Source organism: Microbulbifer sp. HZ11, from assembly GCF_000708675.1.
Lineage (GTDB): Bacteria > Pseudomonadota > Gammaproteobacteria > Pseudomonadales > Cellvibrionaceae > Microbulbifer.
The window spans coordinates 451,409-474,068 of the sequence record NZ_JELR01000001.1; the positions used below are offsets into that span (position 1 = coordinate 451,409).

Here is a 22,660-nt window from a genome sequence, read left to right on the forward strand (position 1 = left end):
GGTCGTTTCCCTTATGCCGCTTCTTTGGGCGGGAACATAGGCTCGAAAAGCCCCGCGGCCATGGCCTCGCGCACCCGCGCCATCAGATCGATTTCTGTGAGCTGCTGGAGCTCTTCCAGATCACTCAATACGTAGTAAATCGGCTGCACTATGTCGATACGGTAAGGCGTGCGCAGGGTATCCACGACCTCGAACGGGGCGCGCTCCGGTTCTTCGCTGAGGGCGTACAGGGTTTCCTTGGGTGACGACAGTATCCCGCCACCGTAGATGCGCAGGCCGTCTTTGGTGTTCAGCAGACCGAACTCCACGGTGAACCAGTAGAGGCGGGCCAGGTAGGCGCGCTCTTTCGGTGATGCGTTGAGGCCGAGCTCGCCGTACTTCTGGGTAAAGTTGGCAAAGGCCGGATTGGTGAGCATGGCGCAGTGGCCAAAAATCTCATGAAAGATATCCGGCTCTTGCAGGTAGTCGAATTCTTCTGGGGAGCGGATAAAGGTGGCAACCGGGAACTTGCGCTCCGACAGGAGTCGGAAAAAGGTCTCGAAGCCAATCAGCGCCGGTACCCGGGCAGTTTCCCAGCCGGTTTCACGACGCAGAACACGACTGACTTCTTCCAGCTGTGGAATACGGTCCTGGGGGAGGTTGAGTAGCTCCAGGCCGTGCAGGTATTCATCGCAGGCGCGGCCGGGTACCACTTTTAGTTGCCGTTCAATCAGGCGTTGCCAGGTCTGGTGCTCCAGATCCGTATAGGCAATAAAGCCTTCGGCATTGGGTTCACGGGCTACGTACTTACTGGGCTTTTTGCTGCTGCTCATGACTATCTCCGCGGTGGGCGGTCACGGATATGCCGCCACATCTGTTTTTATCGTCTCTCTATTCTTAGACATCTGCGCCGGGGTGCGGCAGGGGAGGTGAGGTAAAACCGGCCTACTCGGGCGGCCGCTGGCTACACTTTCTGTAAATTTAGGTTTACAGTCTGGGTATGAGAGTTGAAATTACTTGCAGCGATCGAGTGGGTATTTTGCAGGAAATTATGGGTGTATTTGCTGATTTCCGGATAAATGTACGCACTGGTGAAATTGGCGGAGACAGTGGGGACAAGGTCTACCTGTGGGCGCCTGGACTGCTCATCACCCAGTTTCAGTCCATCGAGAAGGCGCTGCAGCGGGTTACCGGTGTTCGGAAGGTGCGCCGGATTGACCTGATTCCCTCGGAACGGCGCCACTTCGAACTGGATACCTTGCTGCGGCATGTGGCAGATCCGGTGCTATCTGTCGATCCGGAAGGGCGCATCATTGCGGCCAACCTTGCCGCAGCCAGGGCGTTTGGTGTGAGCCTGGAGCAGGCACCGGGCATGCAGTTGCAGCGCTTCCTGCCGCGTTTACAACTGGAGGAGCTGCTGCGCGGTCTTACTGCGCCCCGTTACGGTTTCCCCGTTGCCGTGCGCGGTCGCCCCTATACCCTGGACTGGTCCCCAATCACGCTGGACGATGCCCCGGGTGCGGTTGCTTCGCTGGCGGGGGCTGTGTTGACCTTGCAGCCTCGGGCTGCCAGTGCCGGGGAAACCACCGCGCAGGTGCCACCGGAGCCCCAGGTGCTTTGGGATCTCGATCTGCGTCGCCATTGCTGTCTGCAATTGCAGCAGCTTGCGCCACTGAGTGCGCCGCTGCTGATTTTGGGTGAACGGGGAAGTGGCAAAACCACTTTTCTGAATGCGGCCTATTACCTGAGCCCGCTGGCGGAGCGCGGCAGGGTATATCGCTGCTGTGGTGAAGAACTGAACCGGCAACGTATTGAATACCTTGCCGACCTCTCTGCTGAAACCGTGGTGTTGTTGGATGACCTGAATACCGTGCCGGTTGAGGTTCAGAGGCACCTGGCGGAAATGGTTCTGCAGCGCCATTTCAGGCCGCGACTGATTCTGACCGCCACGCAGCTCGGCGGACTCGCGCCGGCAGTGCAGCAATTGTTTTCAGGCTGCTGCATTCAATTACCGCCACTGCGCGCTATGCGCCCTGCAATCGCGCGCTTTTGTGCCCTGATGGTCGATCAAATCTCTCGCAGTGCTTCAGAAACCCTTGGCACGGCGTGGCAAGGCGGCGAACCCGACACGATTTCAGATCAGTTGAAATTAATGGACTGGCCGACAAATTTCATTGGGCTGGAGGAGCAGCTCAGGGCGGCAATTGCACATTTGCGTGCCCGCGGTGGGGCGTATTTATCCATTGACGACTTTTCGGCGGTAGCGGAACAGGGTTCGGGTCCAGTGCAGGAGTCTTGGAGCGCCTGGGGGCGCGGATTGACACTGGCGGAGCAGATGGAAAAAGTCGAGCGGGGGATTCTGGAGGAGTTACTGCAAAGCCAGCCCAAAAGGCTGCGCTCCAGCCGCGCGCTGGCTCGGCGGCTGGGCATCTCCCATACCGCTGTCGCCAACAAATTGCGCAAATACGGACTGGCCGACTAGTGGTCCATGCGGAAAGTTGTGTAACTGTTCGCTTCGCCAATGCGTCCAGCTCTACGTTGAGAAAGCTTGAAATAGAACCACTATTCCTGCGCTTTCTCGCCTTGATCTGAACGCTTTGGCTGTGCTCCTTAGTTACCGAACTTCCCGCATGAACCACTAGCGCTCGATCTTTCCGATCAGCATGTCCTTGAACATTACAAAGTCGCCCCACAGGGAGTAAAACGGATTTTTAAACGTGGCAGGGCGGTTGTGTTCGAAAAAGAAGTGGCCAACCCAGGCGAATCCGTATCCGGCCAGTGGCACTGCGTACAGCAGTGGCCAGTTTTGCGTGGCAACAGCGGCAATCACCAGTCCAATCACCAGCGTAGTACCGACAAAGTGCAGTCTGCGACAGGTCAGGTTGCTGTGTTCATTCAGGTAAAACGGGTAGAACTCGCGGAATGAATTGAAGCGCGGAGTTTCCTGCCCGTCATTCGATTGCTGCATGGTGTTCTCTGCCATCTCGCTATCCTGTTTATTGCTTATTGTATGTAGGCGTAAGTTTTATGTTGGATGAAAGTTGCTATTCCGGATTCTAACCAGAACCCGGTACCCAACGTTGGTCTGAAAGGGACATTGCCGCTTCTGATGCACTTACAGACCGATCAGTTTCGACTGCACCTGAGGGTTCTGTTAATCTTCGCTCCAAATTTGTGATCACGTTTTTGGGCGGTGGCCGCTTCGGCGCTGTCCATGACTACAAGGAATCGCCATGTCTGGTCCTCTTTCCCACCTGAAAGTCCTTGATCTCAGCCGTATTCTCGCCGGTCCCTGGGCCAGCCAGGTATTGGCGGATTTCGGTGCCGAGGTCATCAAGGTTGAACGCCCGTACAAGGGTGATGATACCCGGCACTGGGGTCCTCCCTACCTTAAGGACTCTGAAGGGCAGGACACCGACGATGCCGCGTACTATCTCAGCGCAAACCGCGGCAAAAAGTCCATTACCGTGGATATTACCCAGGCCACCGGCCAGAAGCTGATCAGGGAACTGGCGCAGCGGTGCGACATCCTGCTGGAGAATTACAAGGTAGGCGGGTTGGCGAAATACGGTCTCGATTACGACGCCATCCGCCAGATCAATCCGCGCATTATCTACTGCTCGATCACCGGCTTTGGACAGACCGGTCCCTACGCCAAGCGCGCCGGTTACGATGCCATGATCCAGGGGATGGGTGGTCTGATGAGTATTACCGGTGTGCCCGAGGGGCAACCGGGTGCCGGGCCGCAGAAGGTGGGGGTCGCGGTGGCGGATCTGATGACCGGGATGTACGCGGTCTCGGGCGTTTTGGCCGCGGTGATTCACCGGGATCAGACCGGCGAGGGGCAGCACATCGATCTGGCGCTGCTCGATACACAGGTGGCGTGGCTTGCCAATCAGGCGCAAAACTATCTGACATCCGGCGTCAGCCCGGAGCGCCAGGGCACCGCGCACCCGAACATCGTTCCCTACCAGGCGGTACCCGCGAGCGACGGTTATTTTATGCTGGCGGTCGGTAACGACAGCCAGTTCCAGAAGTTCTGCCAGATTGCGGGGCTGGATGAGCTCGCCGCAAACCCGGCTTATGCCACCAATCGCGACAGGGTGAAAGCCCGCGATACGCTGGTACCCCTGATCGAATCGGCAACCGCCAGCAAACCCGCAGCCTGGTGGCTGGAGCAGTTGAGTGCCGCCCACGTGCCCTGCGGGCCCATCAATAACCTGCAGCAGGTATTTGCGGATCCGCAGGTAATGGCGCGGGGTATGGTGGTTGAGCAGCCGCATCCGCAGGCCGGCAGGGTGCGCACGGTGCGCAACCCCCTGGAGTTCTCTGCATCACCGCTGCAATACCAGCAGGCGCCGCCGACCCTTGGCGAGCATACGCAGGTTGTACTGGAAGCCGAGCTGGGCCTGTCGCCAGGTGAGATTGAAGATCTGCGCGCACAGGGGGTTATCTGACGCGGCTCGTTTGATCGCTGCTTCGAGGGGCGCCTTTCTATCGACGAGCGCCTGTCGACGTGTGCCTATTTACGCCAATATAAAGAGCGTTGCGCCACAGGCCGTGTAGGTTTAGACGACTGCGCTAGTATCACAGCAATAAAGCTAACAGCACAAAATAAGGAAGCTGTGCATGAGCGCGATATTGCTGATGGTACTCGGCCTGGGTGGCATGGCTGCGGGCTATTTTTTCTATTCGCGCTTTATTGCCGAGCGCATTTACCGGTTCGATCCTGACTTCATTACCCCGGCGCACGAATTTGAAGACGGTGTGGACTATGTGCCCACCAACAAATTTGTACTCTGGGGCCACCACTTCACCTCAGTTGCCGGTGCCGCGCCGATTGTGGGTCCGGCAATTGCCGTTATCTGGGGTTGGCTGCCCGCGTTTCTGTGGGTCGTCTTCGGCACCATCTTCTTTGCCGGGGTGCACGACAGCGGTGCTATCTGGGCCAGCGTGCGCAATCGGGCGTTGTCGGTAGGTTCCCTGACCGGGCACGTGGTCGGCAAGCGTGCACGCAGCATCTTTATGATCGTGATTTTCCTGGTGCTGCTGATGGTCAACGCCGTGTTCGGGGTGGTGATCGCCGGGCTGTTGATCAACAACCCGGGCTCGGTAGTGCCAATCTGGGGGGCAATCGCGGTAGCGCTGGTCATTGGCCAGCTGATTTACCGGTTCAAATTCAATCTCGCGCTGGTATCCCTGTTCGGGGTGATAGCCCTGTATGCGCTGATTTATGTCGGCCCTTCGGTGCCGGTTTCTTTGCCGGAAACGGTGGTGGGTCTTTCCAGCAAAGCCGCGTGGATTCTGATTCTGTTTGCCTACGCCGCGGTCGCCTCTCTGTTGCCGGTATGGGTGCTGCTGCAACCCCGGGATTACATCAATGGCCTGCAGTTGTTCGTCGGGTTGATCCTGCTGTATTCCGCGGTGCTTATTGCGAGCCCGGAGCTGGTGGCACCGATGATCAATCACCAGGTGCCGGAGGGCGCGCCACCCTTGATACCCCTGTTGTTCGTAACGATTGCCTGCGGTGCCATCTCCGGATTTCACGGACTGGTGGCTTCCGGCACCACGTCCAAGCAATTGAATAAAGAAACCGATGCGCGCTTTGTGGGGTACTTCGGGGCGATCGGCGAGGGCGCGTTGGCGCTGGCAGCGATTATTGCAGCCTGTGCGGGGTTTGCGTCGCTGGGCGATTGGCAGGCCGTATACAGTGCCTTTGGCCAGGGTGGCGTGCAGGCCTTTGTGGATGGCGGCGCGGCCATTCTCAATCAGGGGGTGGGTATTGATGCGGCGGTTTCCGGCACCATGCTGACGGTGATGGCGGCGCTGTTTGCCGGTACCACCATGGATACCGGCTTGCGCCTGCAGCGCTATATCTTCCAGGAGTTTGGTGAGATTTACGGCATTCGCTGGCTCGGGAAGCCTTTGCCGGCCACGATGATGGCGGTGGCCTGCTGCGTGTTGTTGGCATTCGGTGCAGGTGGCGCGGACGGCTCAGGAGGGCTCCTGATTTGGCCGTTGTTCGGCACCACCAATCAGTTGCTGGCGGGACTCACTCTGCTGGTGATTTCGGTGATGCTGGTGCGTTTGAATCGCCCGGTTTGGGTCACTCTGGTTCCACTGGTCTTCCTGTTGCTGATGACGCTGGCCGCACTGCTGATTCAGCTAAATGAGTTTTACCAGAAAAAAGACTGGTTCCTGCTGAGCCTGGACCTTGTGGTCCTCGTCGCTGCAATGCTTGTGACATTGGAATGTGTTTCGGCCTTTAAAAAGCCGGCTTCAGAAATTGGTGGCGAAGAGCTGTGATACACGCGCACTAATCTGAAACTGGTCGAAAACTGCTGAGGAGGGTGTAACCGTGGATGGCGAAAACACGTCTGGGCTGCCGAGAAACCTGAAGCTGGTGTTCCGTCGTATCAGCGCTCAGCTGGATGCCTATTACAACGCGCCTTATCGCAGTGCGCTGGCGCGGGCGGCGCGGGATGAGGAAGATCTGTTTATGCTGCTGATCTACGCCGAGTCCCTGGGTATTCCCAATCCCGTCAGTTTTTACACCCTGGAATTGCAGCCGCAAATGCTGGAGCGATTTCATCAGTGGCACCGGCGTATGGGGATGGAGCGTTCGCCATTGGATGAAATGCGTTGCTGCTAACCGAAGAGCCCATAACCCCATGACATTATCTATCGACCTGGAACAATTGTTGCGCCGCAAACTGATCATGGTGGGCGGCAAAGGCGGGGTTGGCAAAAGTACGATGGCAGCCACTCTGGCGACGATCGCCGCCGGTCGCGGGCTGAAGACGTTGCTGGTATCCACCGATCCCGCGCACAATCTCGGTGACCTGTTTGGGTGTAAAATCGGCTCTGCCGGATGCGAGATTCCCTGGAGCGCCGGAAACCTGAATGCGCTGGAGATTAATCCGGAGTTCGCGCTGGAAAGGTATCTCGAATCCGTGCGGCAGCAGATGCTCCCGCATGTGGCCATGGCTTTGCGTGGACAGCTGGAGAAACAGTTGCACCTTACCCGCCACTCTCCCGGAGCGGAAGAAGCGGCGCTTCTGGATGAAATCACGCGGTTGATTCAGAACCGCGATGAATTTGATTTGATGATCTTCGATACGGCACCTACCGGCCATACCCTGCGGCTGCTTTCCCTGCCCGTGGTTATGTCGGCATGGACAGAGGGGCTAGTTGCGCAGAAAGAGCGCGCTGGGCGTTTTCGGGATGTGCTCGGGAAGTTTGCCGGGCCTGCAGAGACGCCGAATCAGACCGTGAGCGCGCAACTGGCGCCGCTTCTGGAGCGTCAGACACGTTTTCGTGAATCCGCGAATACGCTCAAAGACCCGCAACTCAGCGCCTTTGTATTTGTCATGACTGCAGAAATGCTTCCGTTGAACGAAACCCGGCGAGCGGTGTTAGCGCTCAAGGGCAGCGGGATTCCGGTTGCCGGTCTTTTGCTGAACCGGTTACTACCGGAAGAGGCCGCAGAGATTCCCTTTTTGCGGGGGGGCTGGGAGTGCCAGCAGCGGGTACTGCGTCAGATAACGGAACAGTTAGGCGGGTTGCCCAGCCTGGCATTACCGATGACAGGAAACATTCTGCAGGGCAGGGAAGGGTTGCAGTGGTTGGCTTCACAACTGGTGAAAGCGTCAGAATCTGGCGACCGGAGACAAAAACAGCCCGGCAGTGAGACTGTCGGGCTGTTATAGAGGCTCGCTACTACTTACTTACGCAAGGTAAGTTATGCGAGTGCGCGACGGCGATGAATCGGCAGGGGCTGATCCACCGCTGACTGGTAGCTGTCCGTGAAATCCTGCATGGATTCCAACAGTCCTGCCAGAGGCTGTTCGCCCTGGAAAGCAAAGCTGTTGAAGCCACAGCGGGTCAGGTAAGTCAGCTGGTCGCGGATAAAATTACCCACCGCACGCAGTTCGCCGGTAAAACCATAGCGCTGGCGCAACAGGCGGCCGGCGGTGAATGCACGGCCATCGGTGAACGCGGGGAAGTGAGCGGCGATCAGCGGCAGTTCGCTGGCGTAGTCGCCAATCAGGTCCGCGGTTTCATCGCTGTCCAGCCACACGCCGATCTCTGCTTTGCGGCCCTGCAGGTCTTCTCGCAATTCCAACCACACACTCAAGGGCAGAATTACCTTGCCTGGTGCCAGGCTGCTCGCGCTGATCTTTTCATCGCCGCCCAGCGGCAACAGATTCCATTCGTTTTCGACAACCGCACCGTCAACAATCAGTTGCGCCGGGTTTTCCGGTTGCGCGCCTACAGGCTTTTTCGCGGAGAGGTTAGCTGGCTTTGGCATATACGCGCTCCTTAAATGGCTGCAGCCCGATGCGGTTGTAGGTGTCGATAAAAAATTCTTCCGGTTGACGGTTCTCTACGAACACATCCAGAATCTTACCGATGGTTTCCGGCATTTCTTCGCGGGAGAAGCTTGGCCCCAGAACCTTGCCCAGGCTGGCTTTCTCGTTGGAGTTGCCGCCCAGCTGAACCTGGTAGAACTCTTCGCCTTTCTTGTCGACGCCGAGAATGCCGATATGACCAATATGGTGATGGCCACAGGCATTCATGCAACCCGAGATATTCAGGTCCAGGTCGCCCAGGTCGTAGAGGTAATCCAGGTCGTCAAACTTGCGCTGGATGGCTTCCGCAACCGGAATGGATTTGGCATTGGCCAGGGAGCAGTAGTCACCGCCCGGGCAGCAGATCATATCCGTGAGGGTGCCGATGTTCGGTGTCGCGAAGCCGTGCTTGCGGGCTTCCTGCCACAGCTCGAACAGCTGTTCCTGCTCCACGTCTGCCAGAACCACATTTTGTTCGTGGGTGACACGCACTTCGCCGAAGCTGTATTTGTCGGCGAGATCGGCGATGGCTTCCAGCTGGCGATCGGTAACGTCACCCGGTGGAATACCGGTAGGTTTGGTGCTCAGCGTGACGGCCTGGTAGCCGTTGACGCGGTGGGGGAAGGTGTTGCGCTCCAGCCAGCGCGCGAAAGCCTTGTCCTCACCGGACTGGTCTCGCAGAACCGCTTCACCGTGCCCTTCGCTGAACGTCTTATACGCGGGCTCCGGGAAGAAACGCTTGGACCACTCGATGGCTTCTGGGGTCAGCTCTTCGGCACCGTCTTTGATCTGTTCCCACTCCGCTTCAACGCGCTGCGCAAACTCTTCTGCGCCCATGGCTTTCACCAGAATCTTGATGCGAGCCTTGAACTTGTTGTCGCGGCGGCCCAGCTGGTTGTACACGCGGACGATGGCTTCCAGATAGGAGAGCAGGTGCGTCTCAGGCAGGAAGTCGCGAATGGCAACGCCGATGATCGGGGTACGGCCCAGGCCGCCACCCACAAATACCTGGAACCCGGTTTCGCCCTGGTCGTTCTTGACGATCTGCACACCGATATCGTGGGCGCGAATGGCCGCACGGTCCTGTTCCGCGCCGCACACCGCAATCTTGAACTTGCGTGGCAGGAAAGCGAATTCCGGGTGAAAGGTGGACCACTGGCGAATGAGTTCGCAATAGGGGCGGGGGTCGATCAGTTCATCGCGGGCTACGCCGGCAAACTGGTCGGTGGTGGTGTTGCGGATGCAGTTACCACTGGTCTGCACTGCGTGCATTTCCACTTCCGCGAGTTCCGCGAGAATATCGGGTACATCTTCCAGATTCGGCCAGTTGAGCTGGACGTTCTGGCGGGTCGTGAAGTGCGCATAGCCCTTATCATACTTGCGGGTAATGTGCGCCAGTCGACGAACCTGAGCGCTGTTCATCAGCCCGTAGGGCACCGCGATGCGCAACATGGGCGCAAGGCGCTGCACATAGAGGCCATTCTGCAGTCGCAGAGGCAAAAATTCTTCTTCGCTCAGTTCGCCGGCGAGATAGCGTTCTGTCTGGCCGCGAAACTGGGCCACCCGTTCCCGGATCAGCTTGTGGTCCTGTTCGTCGTATCGATACATAAGAGCTTGATTCCATTGCATTTTTGCGCTGGTCTTACAGCGCCCAGAGGGTCTTCTGGAGCCTACCTATGACCCTGAGTGGCGCATAACATACCAGCCGCCTTATACAAAAAATAACAATTTTTTTCGCTACCTTAGTAACCGGCAGTTATAAGTGGTTTGTCCGTCTATAACTGGCGAATTAGTGCGCGGTTGCACCCCTCGTGGGGATTTGATCTACTTGAGAAACCGCACTTTTACGCGGTGCTGCTACCTTTAAAACAATAATGATTTCTTGAGAGACGGAGTATTCCGATGAACGATCAAGCGGTAAGAGATGTAGTAGTTGTATCCGACGATAGCGATAACGTTGTAGACGCCATTGCGGCGGTGGCACTGGTGGCCATCTTCGTCGCGACCTGTGTTTACTGGGTTGCCTCGCAGGGCTAGACCCGACGACACTGAATACTTAGCCTAGGCCCATTCAGGTATTGTGCGGAAGCATTCAATGGGTCGAGGCTTAACTTGCGAATGATTCTTTTTTCCGGCGGGGCGCCGCCGGAGAAGGGCTCGTTTGCCTGATTCCACTCTTTCAGCCCCATGAGCTGGTGCGGTCTGTTCAGCCCATATTGCTGAGAACAGTTTTCACTACCAGCACCAGGGTCAAGACAAACAGTGTGGTGAAAATAATCCCCGCCGCGATATAGGCCTTGAAGCTCCCGCCTTTGAAATCCCTTTCCCGGTTTCTATTCGACTGAACGCCGATGGCGGCGGCCAGGATGCTCAGCGCGATCTGGCCGAAAGACGGTTTGGATTGTTTGTTGTCTTCTTTCATTTCCTTTCGCCTCAACTCCGCGGTTGTTGGTGGATGCGCTGCGCTTATCCACCCTACATAAAGTTCCCACCGAACCTTAGGGTGGATAAGCAAAGCGCATCCACCACTAAACCACAAAATCAGTCTTCCAGGTTAGGCCGCAGCCAGCGTTCCAGTTCATCAACACCCATTCCCTTGCGTTCAGCCAGGCTTTCCAGCTGGTCACGAGAAATCTTGCCCACATTAAAATACTTTGACTCCGGATGTGCAAAGTACCAGCCGCTGACGGCAGCGGCGGGCATCATGGCGTAGCTGGAAGTCAGTTCAATCCCGGCGTTTTCTTCCGCATTTAGCAGGTCGAACAGGGTGGCTTTTTCCGTGTGGTCGGGGCAGGCCGGATAGCCAGGTGCAGGGCGAATACCGCTGTAGGCTTCCTTGATCAGCTGTTCGTTGCTAAGGGTTTCATCCGGCTGGTAGCCCCAGTAGTTTTTGCGGACTTCCCGGTGCAGGTATTCGGCAAGGGATTCCGCCAGTCGATCCGCCAGTGCCTTGACCATAATCGCGCTGTAGTCATCGTGTTTGGCCTCGTACTCCGCGGCCAGTTCGTCGGCGCCAATGCCGGTGGTTACCGCAAAGCCGCCTACATAATCTTCGACACCACTACCGACGGGGGCGATAAAGTCGGCCAGCGAGCGACACAGGCCATCGCCACCGCGTTTCTGTACCTGCTGGCGCATCTGGTGCAGACGGGCGCGCTCGGTGGTACGGCTTTCATCGGTGTAGACCACGATGTCATCACCGTCCGCATTGGCCGGCCACAGGCCAAACACCGCGCGGGCTTTCAGGCGCTTATTGTCGATGATATCGGCGAGCATGGTCTGCGCATTTTTGAACAGATCCGTTGCGGCCTCGCCGACCACTTCATCGTTCAGGATCGCCGGGTATTTACCGGCGAGATCCCAGGCGATGAAGAAGGGGGTCCAGTCGATGGTGTCGACCAGTTTTTCCAGCGGAAAATCGTCCAGTACGGTAAGACCGGGCTTGTTCGGAACGACCGGTTTGTAGTTTGCCCAGTCGAACTGCGGGCCCGCCTTCAAGGCGTCGGGGTAAGACAGGCGCGGATCATTGCGTTTGCGGTTGGCGGTGCGCTCGCGCACTTTTACGTACTCATCCTGCACGCCTTTGATAAAGCCGGGACGCAGCTCGTCGGACAGCAGGTTGCTGGCGACACCCACCGCACGGGAGGCATCTGCCACATAGACCACCTGGTTGCGCTTGAATTGCGGGTCGATCTTCACTGCGGTGTGTGCCTTGGAGGTGGTGGCGCCGCCGATCAGCAGGGGGATATCAAAACCCTGCCGTTCCATTTCCGCAGCCACGTGCACCATTTCATCGAGCGAAGGCGTGATTAGGCCGGACAGCCCGATAATGTCGCAGTTCTTTTCCCTGGCGGTCTGAAGAATGGTTTCTGCTGGCACCATGACACCGAGATCGATCACCTCGAAGTTATTACAGGCCAGCACCACACCCACAATATTTTTGCCGATATCGTGCACGTCGCCTTTTACCGTGGCCATCAGGATGCGGCCATTGGGTTTACTGTCTGCGGTTTTTTCGGCTTCGATATACGGTTGCAGATAGGCTACTGCCTGCTTCATGACGCGCGCAGACTTCACCACCTGCGGCAGGAACATTTTGCCCTCGCCGAACAGGTCGCCGACCACGTTCATGCCGTCCATCAGCGGCCCTTCGATCACGTCCAGCGGACGCGCGGAGGCTGCGCGGGCCTCCTCGGTATCTTCTTCGATGAAATTGTTTATGCCTTTTACCAGCGCGTGTTCCAGGCGTTTATTCACCGGCCACTGGCGCCAGGCCAGATCTTCCTTGCGTTCGGCAGTGCTGCCATCGCCGCGGTATTTTTCCGCGATATCCAGCAGGGCTTCGGTGGCTTCATCGTTGCGATTGAGGATCACATCCTCCACCTTGTCCCGCAGCTCGTCCGGCAGGTCGCTGTAGACTTCCAGCATGCCCGCGTTGACGATGCCCATATTCATGCCGGCTTTTACCGCGTAATACAGGAATACGGAGTGGATGGCTTCGCGCACCGGGTTGTTACCGCGAAACGAGAATGACACGTTGGAGACGCCACCGGACACATTGGCGCCGGGCAGGTTCTGGCGAATCCAGCGGGTGGCTTCGATAAAGTCCACCGCGTAGTTGTTGTGCTCTTCGATACCCGTGGCAACCGCGAAGATATTCGGGTCGAAAATAATATCCGTCGGGTTGAAGCCGACCTTGTCCACCAGTACGTCGTAACTGCGCTTACAGATTTCGATCTTGCGCTCGAAGGTGTCCGCCTGGCCGGTTTCATCGAAGGCCATTACCACCACGGCGGCGCCGTAGCGCAGGCATAAGCGGGCCTTCTCGACAAATTCCTCTTCGCCTTCCTTCAGGCTGATGGAGTTGACAATGGGCTTGCCCTGGATGCACTGCAGGCCCGCTTCAATCACCTCCCATTTGGACGAGTCCACCATAAATGGCACCTTGGCGATATCCGGTTCGGTGGCGCACAGGTTGAGGAAGCGGCGCATGGCGGCGACGGAATCCAGCATCGCCTCGTCCATGTTGAAGTCGATGACCTGGGCCCCGTCTTCCACCTGGGTGGCGGCGATCTGCAGGGCGGTATCGTAATCCTCTTCCATGATCAGGCGCTTGAAGCGCGCGGAACCGGTGACGTTACAGCGCTCGCCCACGTTTACGAACAGGGCGTTTTCGTCGGCCACATAGGGCTCAAGGCCGGACAGCCGCAGAGCCGGTTTGATCTCGGGCAACTTGCGCGGTGGCAGATCGGCGACGGCATTGGCGATCGCGCGAATATGGTCGGGTGTGGTGCCGCAGCAACCGCCGAGAATATTCAGGAAGCCGGCCTCTGCGAACTCTTTCACGATCGCCGCGGTCTGTTCCGGAGTCTCGTCATACTCGCCGAACTCGTTCGGCAGGCCCGCATTGGGGTGGGCGGATACGTATCCTGCACAGACGCCGGAGAGCGCTTCTACATAGGGACGCAATTCGGTGGCGCCGAGGGCACAGTTCAAGCCGACGGAGAGCGGCTTGGAGTGGGCGATCGAGTAGTAGAAGGCCTCGGTGGTCTGACCGGACAGGGTGCGGCCGGAGGCATCGGTGATGGTGCCGGAGATCATGATCGGCAGCTCGAAACCGCGCTGGTCAAACACTTCCTGTACCGCGTAGATCGCCGCCTTGGCATTCAGGGTGTCGAAGATGGTTTCGATCAGGATCACGTCAGAGCCGCCGTCGATCAGCGCATTGGTGGACTCTATATAATTGTCCACCAGTTCGTTGAAGGTCACGTTGCGCGCGCCGGGGTCATTCACGTCCGGGGAGATACTTGCGGTGCGGGAGGTTGGGCCCAGAACCCCGGCCACAAAACGCGGCCTCTCAGGTGTAGAAAGGGCGTCAGCCGCACGGCGGGCCACCTCTGCTGCAACCTGGTTCAGCTCTGGCACCAGGTCTTCCAGATCGTAATCTGACTGGGACAGTCGGGTCGCATTGAAGGTGTTGGTCTCAATAATATCGGCTCCTGCCTCGAGATATTCCCGGTGCAGGCGTTCGATCAGGTCCGGTTGAGTCAGGACCAACAGGTCATTATTACCCTTCAGATCCGAAGGGTAGTCAGCAAAACGCTCACCCCGGTAGTCTGCCTCTGCCAGCTTCTCCTGCTGAATCATGGTCCCCATACCGCCGTCCAGGATCACAATGCGCTCGCTAAGCGCTTTGTAGAGCTGTTGCAGACGTTGGTCACGGGACTGCTGAGACCGGTTCTCCGACATGGTGTTTTCCTTAATACCGGGGATCAAAAAAGGGCGGCAATCTTAGCACAATCTAGCGCCGTTTCAGGCCTTCAAAAGCATTGCAGAACCGTTCTGCATAACCTTGTAACCAAATGTTCTACTGCGGCACCGCGACAAGGGTGGAAGCCGGGGTAACCAACCTCCATACAGGAGCCTATCGTTACAATTTCTGAACCATTGAAAACGCGCACTGGCACGAGGAGATCTTATGAAAATCCTGATGGTACTGACTTCACACGATCAGCTTGGAGATACCGGGGAGAAAACCGGCTTTTGGTTGGAGGAATTTGCGGCACCATACTACGTGTTTGTAGACGCCGGTGCTGAGGTCACACTGGCTTCTCCGAAAGGTGGCCAGCCGCCGTTGGATCCCAAAAGTGACGCGGATGATGCTCAAACTGCGGCGACCAGACGTTTTCGCGACGATCCCCTCGCACAACAGGCACTGGCGAATACCGAGCCTCTGGATACGGTGGATGCTGAGGGGTTTGATGCGCTGTTCTACCCCGGTGGGCACGGTCCTCTGTGGGACCTGGCGGAAGATCAGCGTTCCATTGCACTGATTCATGGGTTTTATCGGGCCAACCGGCCGATCGGAGCCGTCTGCCACGCACCGGCGGTATTTAAAAGCACCGTCGACGAGGATGGCGAACCCCTGGTGAAAGGTAAAAGGGTTACGGGTTTCAGCAACAGTGAGGAAGAGGGCGTGGGTCTCACCGACGTCGTGCCGTTCCTGGTAGAGGACATGCTCAAAGGCCATGGGGGCGAGTATGCGAAAGGGGACGATTGGGCTGAGTTCGTTATTTCCGACGGGCTGCTGGTGACCGGGCAGAACCCGGCCTCTTCAGAAGCGGCCGCCAGGGCGCTGCTCGGTACTCTGTCGAACGTGCAGAAGTAGGCGTTCGACGACGAATGGGTTGGCTGGTTTAAATTGACCGCGCATGGGCGTAGAATACCCGACATAAACGCTCAGTTATTTGAGCCTGGTAATTTGAGAAGGTCTATGTCAGAACAGTCGACAGAATTGAACGTCACCATTACCGAGTCAGCCCAGGAATATCTCCGTGACCTGCTGGCCAAGCAGGATTGTGAGGGTATTGCGATCCGTATGTTCGTATCCAACCCGGGTACACCGAATGCGGAAACCTGCATCGCCTACAGCCGTCCCGGTGAGGAGAAAGAGGGCGATCTGGAAATGCAGCTGGACGGGTTTAAGGCCTTCTTCGAGGGCCGGAGTATCCCGTATCTAGATGAGGCCCGGGTCGACTACTCTGCGGACAAGATGGGTGGGCAGCTTACCATTCGGGCACCCAATTCCCGCATGCCCAAGGTCACCGACGACAGTCCCATTGAGGATCGGATCAACTACGTGCTTTACAGCGATGTAAACCCGGGGTTGGCATCTCACGGTGGGCAGGTCAGTCTCGTAGAAGTGACCGAAGATATGTACGCGGTATTGAAGTTCGGTGGCGGCTGCCAGGGTTGCGGTATGGTGGATATGACCCTGAAAGAGGGCGTTGAGAAAACCCTGAAAGAAAAAGTACCGGAATTGGCCGGTGTTAAAGACATTACCGACCATACCGACAAGTCTCAGGCATATTATTGAGCCTGCTTTTCCGGAATTAAAAAACGCGGCATCAGCCGCGTTTTTTCGTTTGCTCGAACAATACTTATCCGCTTCGCTTATTGGTAGACGCGAACATAATCGACATACATCCGCTGTGGGAACTGGCTACTGCCGTCAGGGCTGCCTGGCCATGTACCTCCAACCGCGACGTTTAGCAGAATGAAAAAGGGGTGGTCATATACCCAGGGGCCATACTGCTCCACTTGGGTGCGTGACACGCTGTAGAAATTATTGCCGTCGACATACCAGCTGATACCGTTGCTGTTCCATTCTACCGCGTAGACATGATATCCCGCGTCCACGGTATGGCCCACGTTATAGGTTCCCATAATCGGCGTATTACCGGAATAACCGGGGCCGTGCAAAGCACCATGGGTAAGGGTCGGCTCAAAGCCCACATGCTCCATGATGTCAATTTCCCCCGAGTTGGGCCAGGGAGTACCGGTCCGTATATTTCCGCCGAGCATCCAGAATGCCGGCCATATACCCTGGGTCTGCGGCAATTTGATACGGGCTTCAATGCGGCCGTACTGAAATTCTTTTTTGCCGGCTGTGATCATACGGGTCGACGTGTATTGACAGGCGCCGTACCAGCAGTTGTGCCCGCCTTCTTTGCGCGCCTCGATAACCAGTACGTTACTACCTGCTTGGCCGTCGTACTGAATCGATGCGTTCTGGCCCGCGGTGTAATACTGTAATTCGCTATTACCCCAGCCGCCGCCACCGGTTTCAAATGTCCAGTGTGCGCCGTTGATGGAATCAAACTCGTCCGCCCAAACCAGCCCGTTCCCTGCCGCCGGGCTCACCACGATTGATGTCACATTATCGTTGAAGCCTTCGTTGTCGAGGCACTCATCGTCACCGGAAATGGTAACCGACGCACCGGTAAAGTTATCGTGCTCGTATAGGGTTGCCTGATAGCCAGATGAGACCTGAATGGATGACGCTTTATCATTTACAAAGCCGAGAGCTTGCAGGCTGGCCAGGTTGTAACTCCCAACCCCGAGCTCTGTGGACCACCCGTTAAAATTGCAGTGTTCATGAACCCTGGCTACGCCATTGTCGGGGTTGTCGGCGACTACTTCGATCCAGTTGAGGTTCCAGTCTCCGGTGACCGCGTAAACTCCGAGGCTGTAGGTGCCTGCCTCTATGTAGACATTATGAGAAATGGTCTGCCAGTTCTGCCAGCCCCCGGTATTGGGTATGTCCAGACTTCCAAGTACGGTTGCGCCGCCATTTAAATCGTTTGACAAAGTCCCGCCCGTCTCGCTGGCGACCCGGAAACGCACGGTGTAATTTCCGCTGCTCGGGATGTTCAGGTTGTTGTAGGCGAGCCATTCGCCAGCAACGATCCAGCCTACATTGTAGCCGCCACCGGAATCCGTGGTTACTTCGATATCGACATCATCGGTGCGATAGGCACCACCGGTATTACCAGGGGTAGTGTCGTAAAACGCATCGTAATCTTCTGCCTGAAAGATCGTTGCGCTGGCACTGGCGCAGAGCACTGTAGCGCATAACCCTGTAAGAAGGGCGCGAAGTGATTTTGCGGTGTGCCGGGGTATGTCTGATCTCATTTTTCGTCTCACTTGTTATTGTCAGAGGTTGCTCGTATTTAATGAAGCAAAAAGAATGCGAGCGCTGAGACTATCCATCGGAAATCGGGACCTTGCGTCCCAGATCCTGTCCAAACTAAAAGTGAGACTCGTGAACTGTGAAATTTGGCAGGAATTGCTCCGCGTCAGTGCGTATCCGGGAAACTTGTTTGGACGAGAGCATTTTATCGTGTAGAGAATCCATCCCGTTAGCTGCCCATACGCTTTTTGGTTTTGTTCGTAGCCTGTGCATTTGCAGGGTCATCCGGCCAGAAATGCTTCTGATATCGGATGCGCAGCTCTTTTTTTACTTCGTGATAAGTGTTTTCCCAGAAACTGGCGAGGTCGCGGGTAACCTGTACCGGGCGCTGCGCAGGGGATAGCAGGTGGATCATCAGCGGATACCGACCGTTGAGAATGGTCGGAGTCTGCTGCAGGCCGAACATTTCCTGAAGACGTACAGGAAGCACGGGGGGCGACTCTGTATAGCGTATGGTAATGCGTGACCCGCTCGGGACCTGTAACTGTGGCGGCACCAACTGATTCAGTTTTTGTTGTGTGGACCATTCCAGTTGAGCAAGTAAGATGGCCTGCAAGTCCAGCTGTTTGAGTTGGTCGAGTTTATTCAGCCCTTGCATATGGGGGAGCAACCAGCGTTCCATGGATTGGAGCAGGGCGTTTTCACCCCAATCCGGCAGTTCATCTGCATCTATAAGGTCGGGATGTTCCGACTGGTGTGATTTCAGGAAGCGTACGCGCGCAAGAAGGTTCTCACTCTCATCATCCCACGGCAGACTTCGCAGTCCTCGCTGCCGAATCGCATCAAGTAACGCGCGGCTCAGCATTTCGGGTGAAAACTCTCGGGCCGGCTTGTCTTCGAGAATCAATTTACCGAGCCGGGTCTGCTCACTGGCAATTGCGCGTCCGGCCAGATCATCCCAGCGTACAGAGGTCTCTCGATTGATCTGATGTTGGCAAACCGTAAAAAGCGCATCGGCGGAAATCTGTGCGGCCAGTTGGATACGCGCGTCGCGCCCTTGGCCATCGAGATCAGCAACAACCAGATAATCCGCATGTGCCAGTTCGTCGTCGTGGGAAAAGTGTGCTCCGCGACCATTGGACAGCAGAAAACGTCGTTCGCGATCGTGCCTATTCTGCGCAATTCGGTCGGGGTAGGCGTAGGCAAGCAGTACCCCGGCGATATCCTGCTGGTGGGGAGTGGTGCGCTGGCTGCGGTCGCTTTTGGGTAGTTGCGCTTGCCAGGCTTTCGCCTGTTGCCGTATGCGGTGCACGGTGCTCTGATCTGCCCGAGCATTGCTCCTGACCCCGGTCAGCACCTCCAGGCGCTTGCGTATATCTCTGTCCCAGCGTTGCTCGCCGCGGAAAATATCACGCTCGGAAAGTAGAGCCGCGATCACACTGGCTTCCCGGCCGAGCCCCAGGGTGTTGCCGCAAAGCATCATGTGGGCCAGTCGCGGATGCGCCCCGAGTCTGAGCATTGCCTCGCCGTGCTCGGTGATGCGCAGGTTGTCATCCAGTGCCCCAAGCTCCTGCAGCAGCGCCCTGGCTTGAGCGGTAGGTCCTGGTGGTGGAAGATCAAGCCAGCGCAGTTCCGTGGTGTCCGTGACGCCCCACTGAGCCAGATCCAGCATCACTGGCGCCAGGTCGCTGAGGAGTATTTCCGGAGCACTTTTTTTCGCCATGCTCCGCTGGGTCGATTCACTCCACAGGCGCAGGCTGTGACCTGCGCTGAGGCGACCGGCACGACCTGTGCGCTGTGTGGCGGACGCCTGGGAAATCTGGGTTGTCACCAGGCGGTTCATGCCGGTGTTCGGGTCAAACCGGGATTCCCGCATCAAGCCAGAATCGACCACCAGACGGATACCCTCAATCGTAATGGATGTTTCTGCGACGTTGGTAGCCAGTACGATTTTGCGCTTGCCGTCGGGGCAGGGAGCGATGGCCGCGTCCTGCTGTTGCTTGTTCAGATCGCCGTAAAGGGGTGCGACCGTGATGTGCGTGTTTCCGGTAAACGCGTTGTTTAGTGCTTCCTCAACCGCGCGAATCTCCCGTACGCCAGGCAAGAACGCCAACAGGCTGCCATCTTGCTGCGCCATCAGCTCCTGAATCTTGCGGCTGACCAGTGCTGGGAGCTGGCGTGCGTCCTGCGGCACTTCGCGATGAGGCAGGTACTCGATTTCCACGGGAAAGGCGCGCCCCTCGCTGGTAATCACGGGGGCATCGCCGAGCAGGCTGGCCACGGCATCTGCGTCCAGTGTTGCCGACATCACCAGCAACTTGAGGTCCTCCCTGAGCACTTCCTGAGCCTGTAGACAGAGTGCCAGTGCCAGGTCCGCCTGCAAGTTGCGCTCGTGAAATTCGTCGAAAATTACCAGTGCCGTGTCCGCGAGTTCCGGGTCGGACTGCAGAAGCCGAGTAAGAATACCTTCGGTAACCACCAGGATCCGGGTGTTATCGCTGGCTTTACGCTCTCCGCGAATCTGGTAGCCGATGGTTTTGCCGAGGGGTTCCCCCAGAATATCGGCCATGCGCGCGGCGGCGGAGCGCGCTGCCAGTCGCCGCGGTTCCAGCATGATGATCCTGCGGTCTTTCAGCCACGAGGATTTGAGCAGTGCCAATGGGACCGCGGTGGTTTTACCGGCCCCGGGAGGGGCCTGTAATACGATATTTGGATGTTCGGTCAGGCTCTCCAGCAGGGCTGGCAGAACGTCCTGGATGGGCAATTCTTTCATGGCGCGATTATACCGGTCCGAAGATGGGTGGAGGAGGGCGCGTACGATCAAATGGTTGACAGTGTCACCTTTATTTTTTATTGTTGATAGTGTCAATCAAATTTCATCCGCCCGACTCTGGGCAGAGGTCGAAGCGGTCTGGTAAAGAATTTTCGTGAGCGCAATCTATGAGTGAATCAACACTGAGCGACAATCTGCATCGCTTGATGCACGGCTATCGCGGTCGCCTGCGCGAAGAGGTGTCGCGGCGGGATCTCGGGTTGCCGATCACCCATATCCGTGCACTCAAAGGGATCTGCCGCAACCCGGAATCCACCGCGCAATCCATTGCCCAGCGCATGCAGCGCGACAAGGCCCAGATAACGCGCGTGTTGAAGGAGCTGATTGCAGAGAAGCTGATTGAGAAGCGTCCGAATCCGAATGATGGGCGGAGCTATCTCCTGTTCCCAACCGAGCAGGGCAAGGCGGTTCTGGCCGAACTGATGACGGCGGAACAGGAAACAGCGAAGGCGATGACGCGCAGCCTGAGTACACGCGAGCTCTCCCAGTTTGCCGATCTCACCGCGCGAATGGTGGCAAATCTCTCGAAAGAATCTGAAGGAGGCCGATAGTATGTCCAGACCCGCACCACGAGCATTGGAGGTTATACAGACCCGTTTTATCACACCAAACATGTTGAGAGTCACACTGGGCGGTGAAGGTATCTTGGGGTTTCCGGCGGACCAGGAGAGTGCATATATCAAACTGCTGTTCGAGCAGGGCGAAGGCCAGAAACCGCTGATGCGCACGTACACCATCCGCAATCAGCGTGAAAATGAAATCGATGTGGACTTCGTCGTGCACGATCACCCGGGGCCGGCAGGCAGCTGGGCGCTGGGCGCACAACCGGGCGACCGCATACTGGTTGGAGGTCCCGGGCCTCGGAAGCTGATCAACCCCGCCGGCGACTGGTTTTTACTGGTAGGTGATATGACCGCGTTGCCCGCAATCAGTGTGAACCTGGCGCTACTACCGAATACGGCGCAAGGTACTGTGGTGATTGAAATAGCAAGTGAGGCGGATCACCAGTCTCTTTCATGTCCGCCCGGAGTCGACATCGTCTGGGTGGTGTCCCGTAATCCGTCCTCGCCGGGCGAGGCGTTGTTCGATGCGGTAGCCGAATTGCCGTGGCGTGAAGGTGCGCCGTCTGTCTGGTGTGCCTGTGAATTCTCCAGCATGCGGCGGTTTCGTGCGTATTTTCGAGAGGAGCGCGCGACAGATCCGAAGCTTCGGTATATTTCCAGCTACTGGAAATATGGCCTGAGTGAAGATCAGCACAAGATCGTAAAACGTGAAGATGAATCGACAGTGGCAGTACTTTAACGGGGAGCGCGAAGATCCATGGAAAAATCATTCTGGCTGGAAAAGTGGCGCAAAAATGAAATTGGTTTTCATAACAGTGAAGCGCATCCACTGCTGGTGAAACACCTTCACCGGCTGAAGCTTGAAAAAGGCGACCGCCTTTTTCTGCCACTTTGCGGAAAGACGCTGGATATAGGCTGGCTGCTCGGTGAGGGGTACCGCATAGTTGGGGCAGAGCTGAGTGAAGCTGCTGTGATTCAGCTCTTTGAGCAATTGGCAATGACTCCTCAAATCGAGGAACTCGGAGAACTGAAGAAATACTACGGTGACGGTGTCGAAGTATTTGTTGGCGATATTTTCGAACTCACGGAATCATCCCTGGGGGCGGTCGATGGTATCTACGACCGGGCGGCGCTCGTGGCCCTGCCCGAATCCATGCGCAGCGAATACGCCAATCACCTGATCAAGATTACCCGGGCGGCGCCGCAACTCTTGATCAGCTTTGACTACGATCAGAATCAGTTGCCGGGACCACCATTCTGTGTGAACGACTCGGCCATTCGTGCCTTGTATGAAGCTGGCTACCGTGTTGAGAAAATTGATTCCGTGCCCGTGGAAGGGGGGCTGAAGGGCAAGGTCGCAGCAGATGAGGTGGTCTGGATGCTGGAATTCTGATGGAGAAAGCCCCAGAGATACTCTCTTTTGATTCTCTTGATTTTCTAGGCACTAGCTCTTAATGTGAGG

General features: G+C 57.0%; 19 protein-coding genes. 11 read left to right on the plus strand and 8 right to left on the minus strand.

Annotated elements, in window-relative coordinates; genetic code table 11:
• Positions 1-11: 11 nt before the first annotated feature.
• On the minus strand, positions 12-812 hold the full coding sequence (gene phhA, locus AU11_RS01985) for a phenylalanine 4-monooxygenase (protein WP_043316043.1): 801 nt from the start codon (positions 810-812) through the stop codon (positions 12-14).
• A 167-nt stretch (positions 813-979) separates the two neighbouring features.
• Between phhA and AU11_RS01990 the strand changes: the two genes are divergently transcribed.
• Positions 980-2,461, plus strand: a complete 1,482-nt coding sequence (locus AU11_RS01990) for a TyrR/PhhR family helix-turn-helix DNA-binding protein (RefSeq protein WP_081847877.1) — start codon at positions 980-982, stop codon at positions 2,459-2,461.
• A 156-nt stretch (positions 2,462-2,617) separates the two neighbouring features.
• On the opposite strand, the gene AU11_RS01995 is transcribed toward AU11_RS01990, so the two are convergent.
• Positions 2,618-2,962: a DUF962 domain-containing protein gene (locus AU11_RS01995; protein WP_197023736.1), complete on the minus strand. Its 345-nt coding sequence runs from the start codon at positions 2,960-2,962 to the stop codon at positions 2,618-2,620.
• Between the two features lie 250 nt (positions 2,963-3,212).
• On the opposite strand from AU11_RS01995, the gene AU11_RS02000 reads away from it, so the two are divergent.
• The 4 genes from AU11_RS02000 to AU11_RS02015 all read left to right on the plus strand — a co-directional run bounded on the left by AU11_RS02000 (position 3,213) and on the right by AU11_RS02015 (position 7,688).
• Positions 3,213-4,436: a CaiB/BaiF CoA-transferase family protein gene (locus AU11_RS02000; protein ID WP_043316048.1), complete on the plus strand. Its 1,224-nt coding sequence runs from the start codon at positions 3,213-3,215 to the stop codon at positions 4,434-4,436.
• Positions 4,437-4,608: 172 nt separating this feature from the next.
• Positions 4,609-6,285, plus strand: coding sequence for a carbon starvation protein A (locus AU11_RS02005; protein ID WP_043316050.1), 1,677 nt, complete (start codon positions 4,609-4,611; stop codon positions 6,283-6,285).
• A 52-nt stretch (positions 6,286-6,337) separates the two neighbouring features.
• On the plus strand, positions 6,338-6,631 hold the full coding sequence (locus AU11_RS02010) for a cory-CC-star protein (protein WP_197023737.1): 294 nt from the start codon (positions 6,338-6,340) through the stop codon (positions 6,629-6,631).
• A gap of 19 nt (positions 6,632-6,650) precedes the next feature.
• A complete protein-coding gene (locus AU11_RS02015; RefSeq protein ID WP_051686868.1) occupies positions 6,651-7,688 on the plus strand; it encodes an ArsA family ATPase in 1,038 nt (345 codons plus the stop codon).
• A 32-nt stretch (positions 7,689-7,720) separates the two neighbouring features.
• Here the strand turns inward: AU11_RS02015 and AU11_RS02020 are convergent, their stop codons facing one another.
• Positions 7,721-8,290: a DUF934 domain-containing protein gene (locus tag AU11_RS02020; protein ID WP_051686869.1), complete on the minus strand. Its 570-nt coding sequence runs from the start codon at positions 8,288-8,290 to the stop codon at positions 7,721-7,723.
• Complete coding sequence (locus AU11_RS02025) at positions 8,274-9,938, minus strand: nitrite/sulfite reductase (RefSeq protein ID WP_043316052.1); 1,665 nt, start codon at positions 9,936-9,938, stop codon at positions 8,274-8,276. Before AU11_RS02025 ends, AU11_RS02020 begins: the two co-directional genes overlap by 17 nt.
• A gap of 294 nt (positions 9,939-10,232) precedes the next feature.
• Here AU11_RS02025 and AU11_RS18610 point away from each other — a divergent pair, with 294 nt between their 5' ends.
• A complete protein-coding gene (locus tag AU11_RS18610; RefSeq protein WP_255343161.1) occupies positions 10,233-10,367 on the plus strand; it encodes a hypothetical protein in 135 nt (44 codons plus the stop codon).
• A 169-nt stretch (positions 10,368-10,536) separates the two neighbouring features.
• Here the strand turns inward: AU11_RS18610 and AU11_RS02030 are convergent, their stop codons facing one another.
• Together AU11_RS02030 and metH are read right to left on the minus strand one after the other, a co-directional pair.
• Positions 10,537-10,752 (minus strand): DUF2970 domain-containing protein, encoded by a 216-nt coding sequence (locus AU11_RS02030; RefSeq protein WP_043316054.1) that lies wholly within the window; start codon positions 10,750-10,752, stop codon positions 10,537-10,539.
• Positions 10,753-10,871: 119 nt separating this feature from the next.
• Entirely contained in the window at positions 10,872-14,579 is a 3,708-nt protein-coding gene (gene metH, locus AU11_RS02035; RefSeq protein WP_043316056.1) for a methionine synthase, read from the minus strand.
• A 229-nt stretch (positions 14,580-14,808) separates the two neighbouring features.
• Here metH and AU11_RS02040 point away from each other — a divergent pair, with 229 nt between their 5' ends.
• Both AU11_RS02040 and nfuA read left to right on the plus strand, forming a co-directional pair.
• A complete protein-coding gene (locus AU11_RS02040; protein WP_043316057.1) occupies positions 14,809-15,498 on the plus strand; it encodes a type 1 glutamine amidotransferase domain-containing protein in 690 nt (229 codons plus the stop codon).
• A 105-nt stretch (positions 15,499-15,603) separates the two neighbouring features.
• Entirely contained in the window at positions 15,604-16,206 is a 603-nt protein-coding gene (nfuA, locus tag AU11_RS02045) for a Fe-S biogenesis protein NfuA (protein ID WP_043316059.1), read from the plus strand.
• A 77-nt stretch (positions 16,207-16,283) separates the two neighbouring features.
• On the opposite strand, the gene AU11_RS02050 is transcribed toward nfuA, so the two are convergent.
• Positions 16,284-17,735, minus strand: coding sequence for a family 16 glycosylhydrolase (locus tag AU11_RS02050; RefSeq protein ID WP_369797777.1), 1,452 nt, complete (start codon positions 17,733-17,735; stop codon positions 16,284-16,286).
• A gap of 296 nt (positions 17,736-18,031) precedes the next feature.
• Positions 18,032-20,575 carry an ATP-dependent helicase HrpB gene (gene hrpB, locus AU11_RS02055; protein WP_043316062.1) on the minus strand — a complete coding sequence of 848 codons (2,544 nt, stop codon included), beginning with the start codon at positions 20,573-20,575 and terminating at the stop codon, positions 18,032-18,034.
• Between the two features lie 167 nt (positions 20,576-20,742).
• Here hrpB and AU11_RS02060 point away from each other — a divergent pair, with 167 nt between their 5' ends.
• The 3 genes from AU11_RS02060 to tmpT are packed head-to-tail and all read left to right on the plus strand — an operon-like array spanning position 20,743 to position 22,591.
• A complete protein-coding gene (locus AU11_RS02060; RefSeq protein WP_043316063.1) occupies positions 20,743-21,186 on the plus strand; it encodes a MarR family winged helix-turn-helix transcriptional regulator in 444 nt (147 codons plus the stop codon).
• 1 nt (position 21,187) lies between these two features.
• Positions 21,188-21,937: a siderophore-interacting protein gene (locus tag AU11_RS02065; RefSeq protein ID WP_043316064.1), complete on the plus strand. Its 750-nt coding sequence runs from the start codon at positions 21,188-21,190 to the stop codon at positions 21,935-21,937.
• An 18-nt stretch (positions 21,938-21,955) separates the two neighbouring features.
• Positions 21,956-22,591, plus strand: coding sequence for a thiopurine S-methyltransferase (gene tmpT, locus AU11_RS02070; protein WP_043316065.1), 636 nt, complete (start codon positions 21,956-21,958; stop codon positions 22,589-22,591).
• The last annotated feature ends 69 nt before the right edge of the window (positions 22,592-22,660 follow it).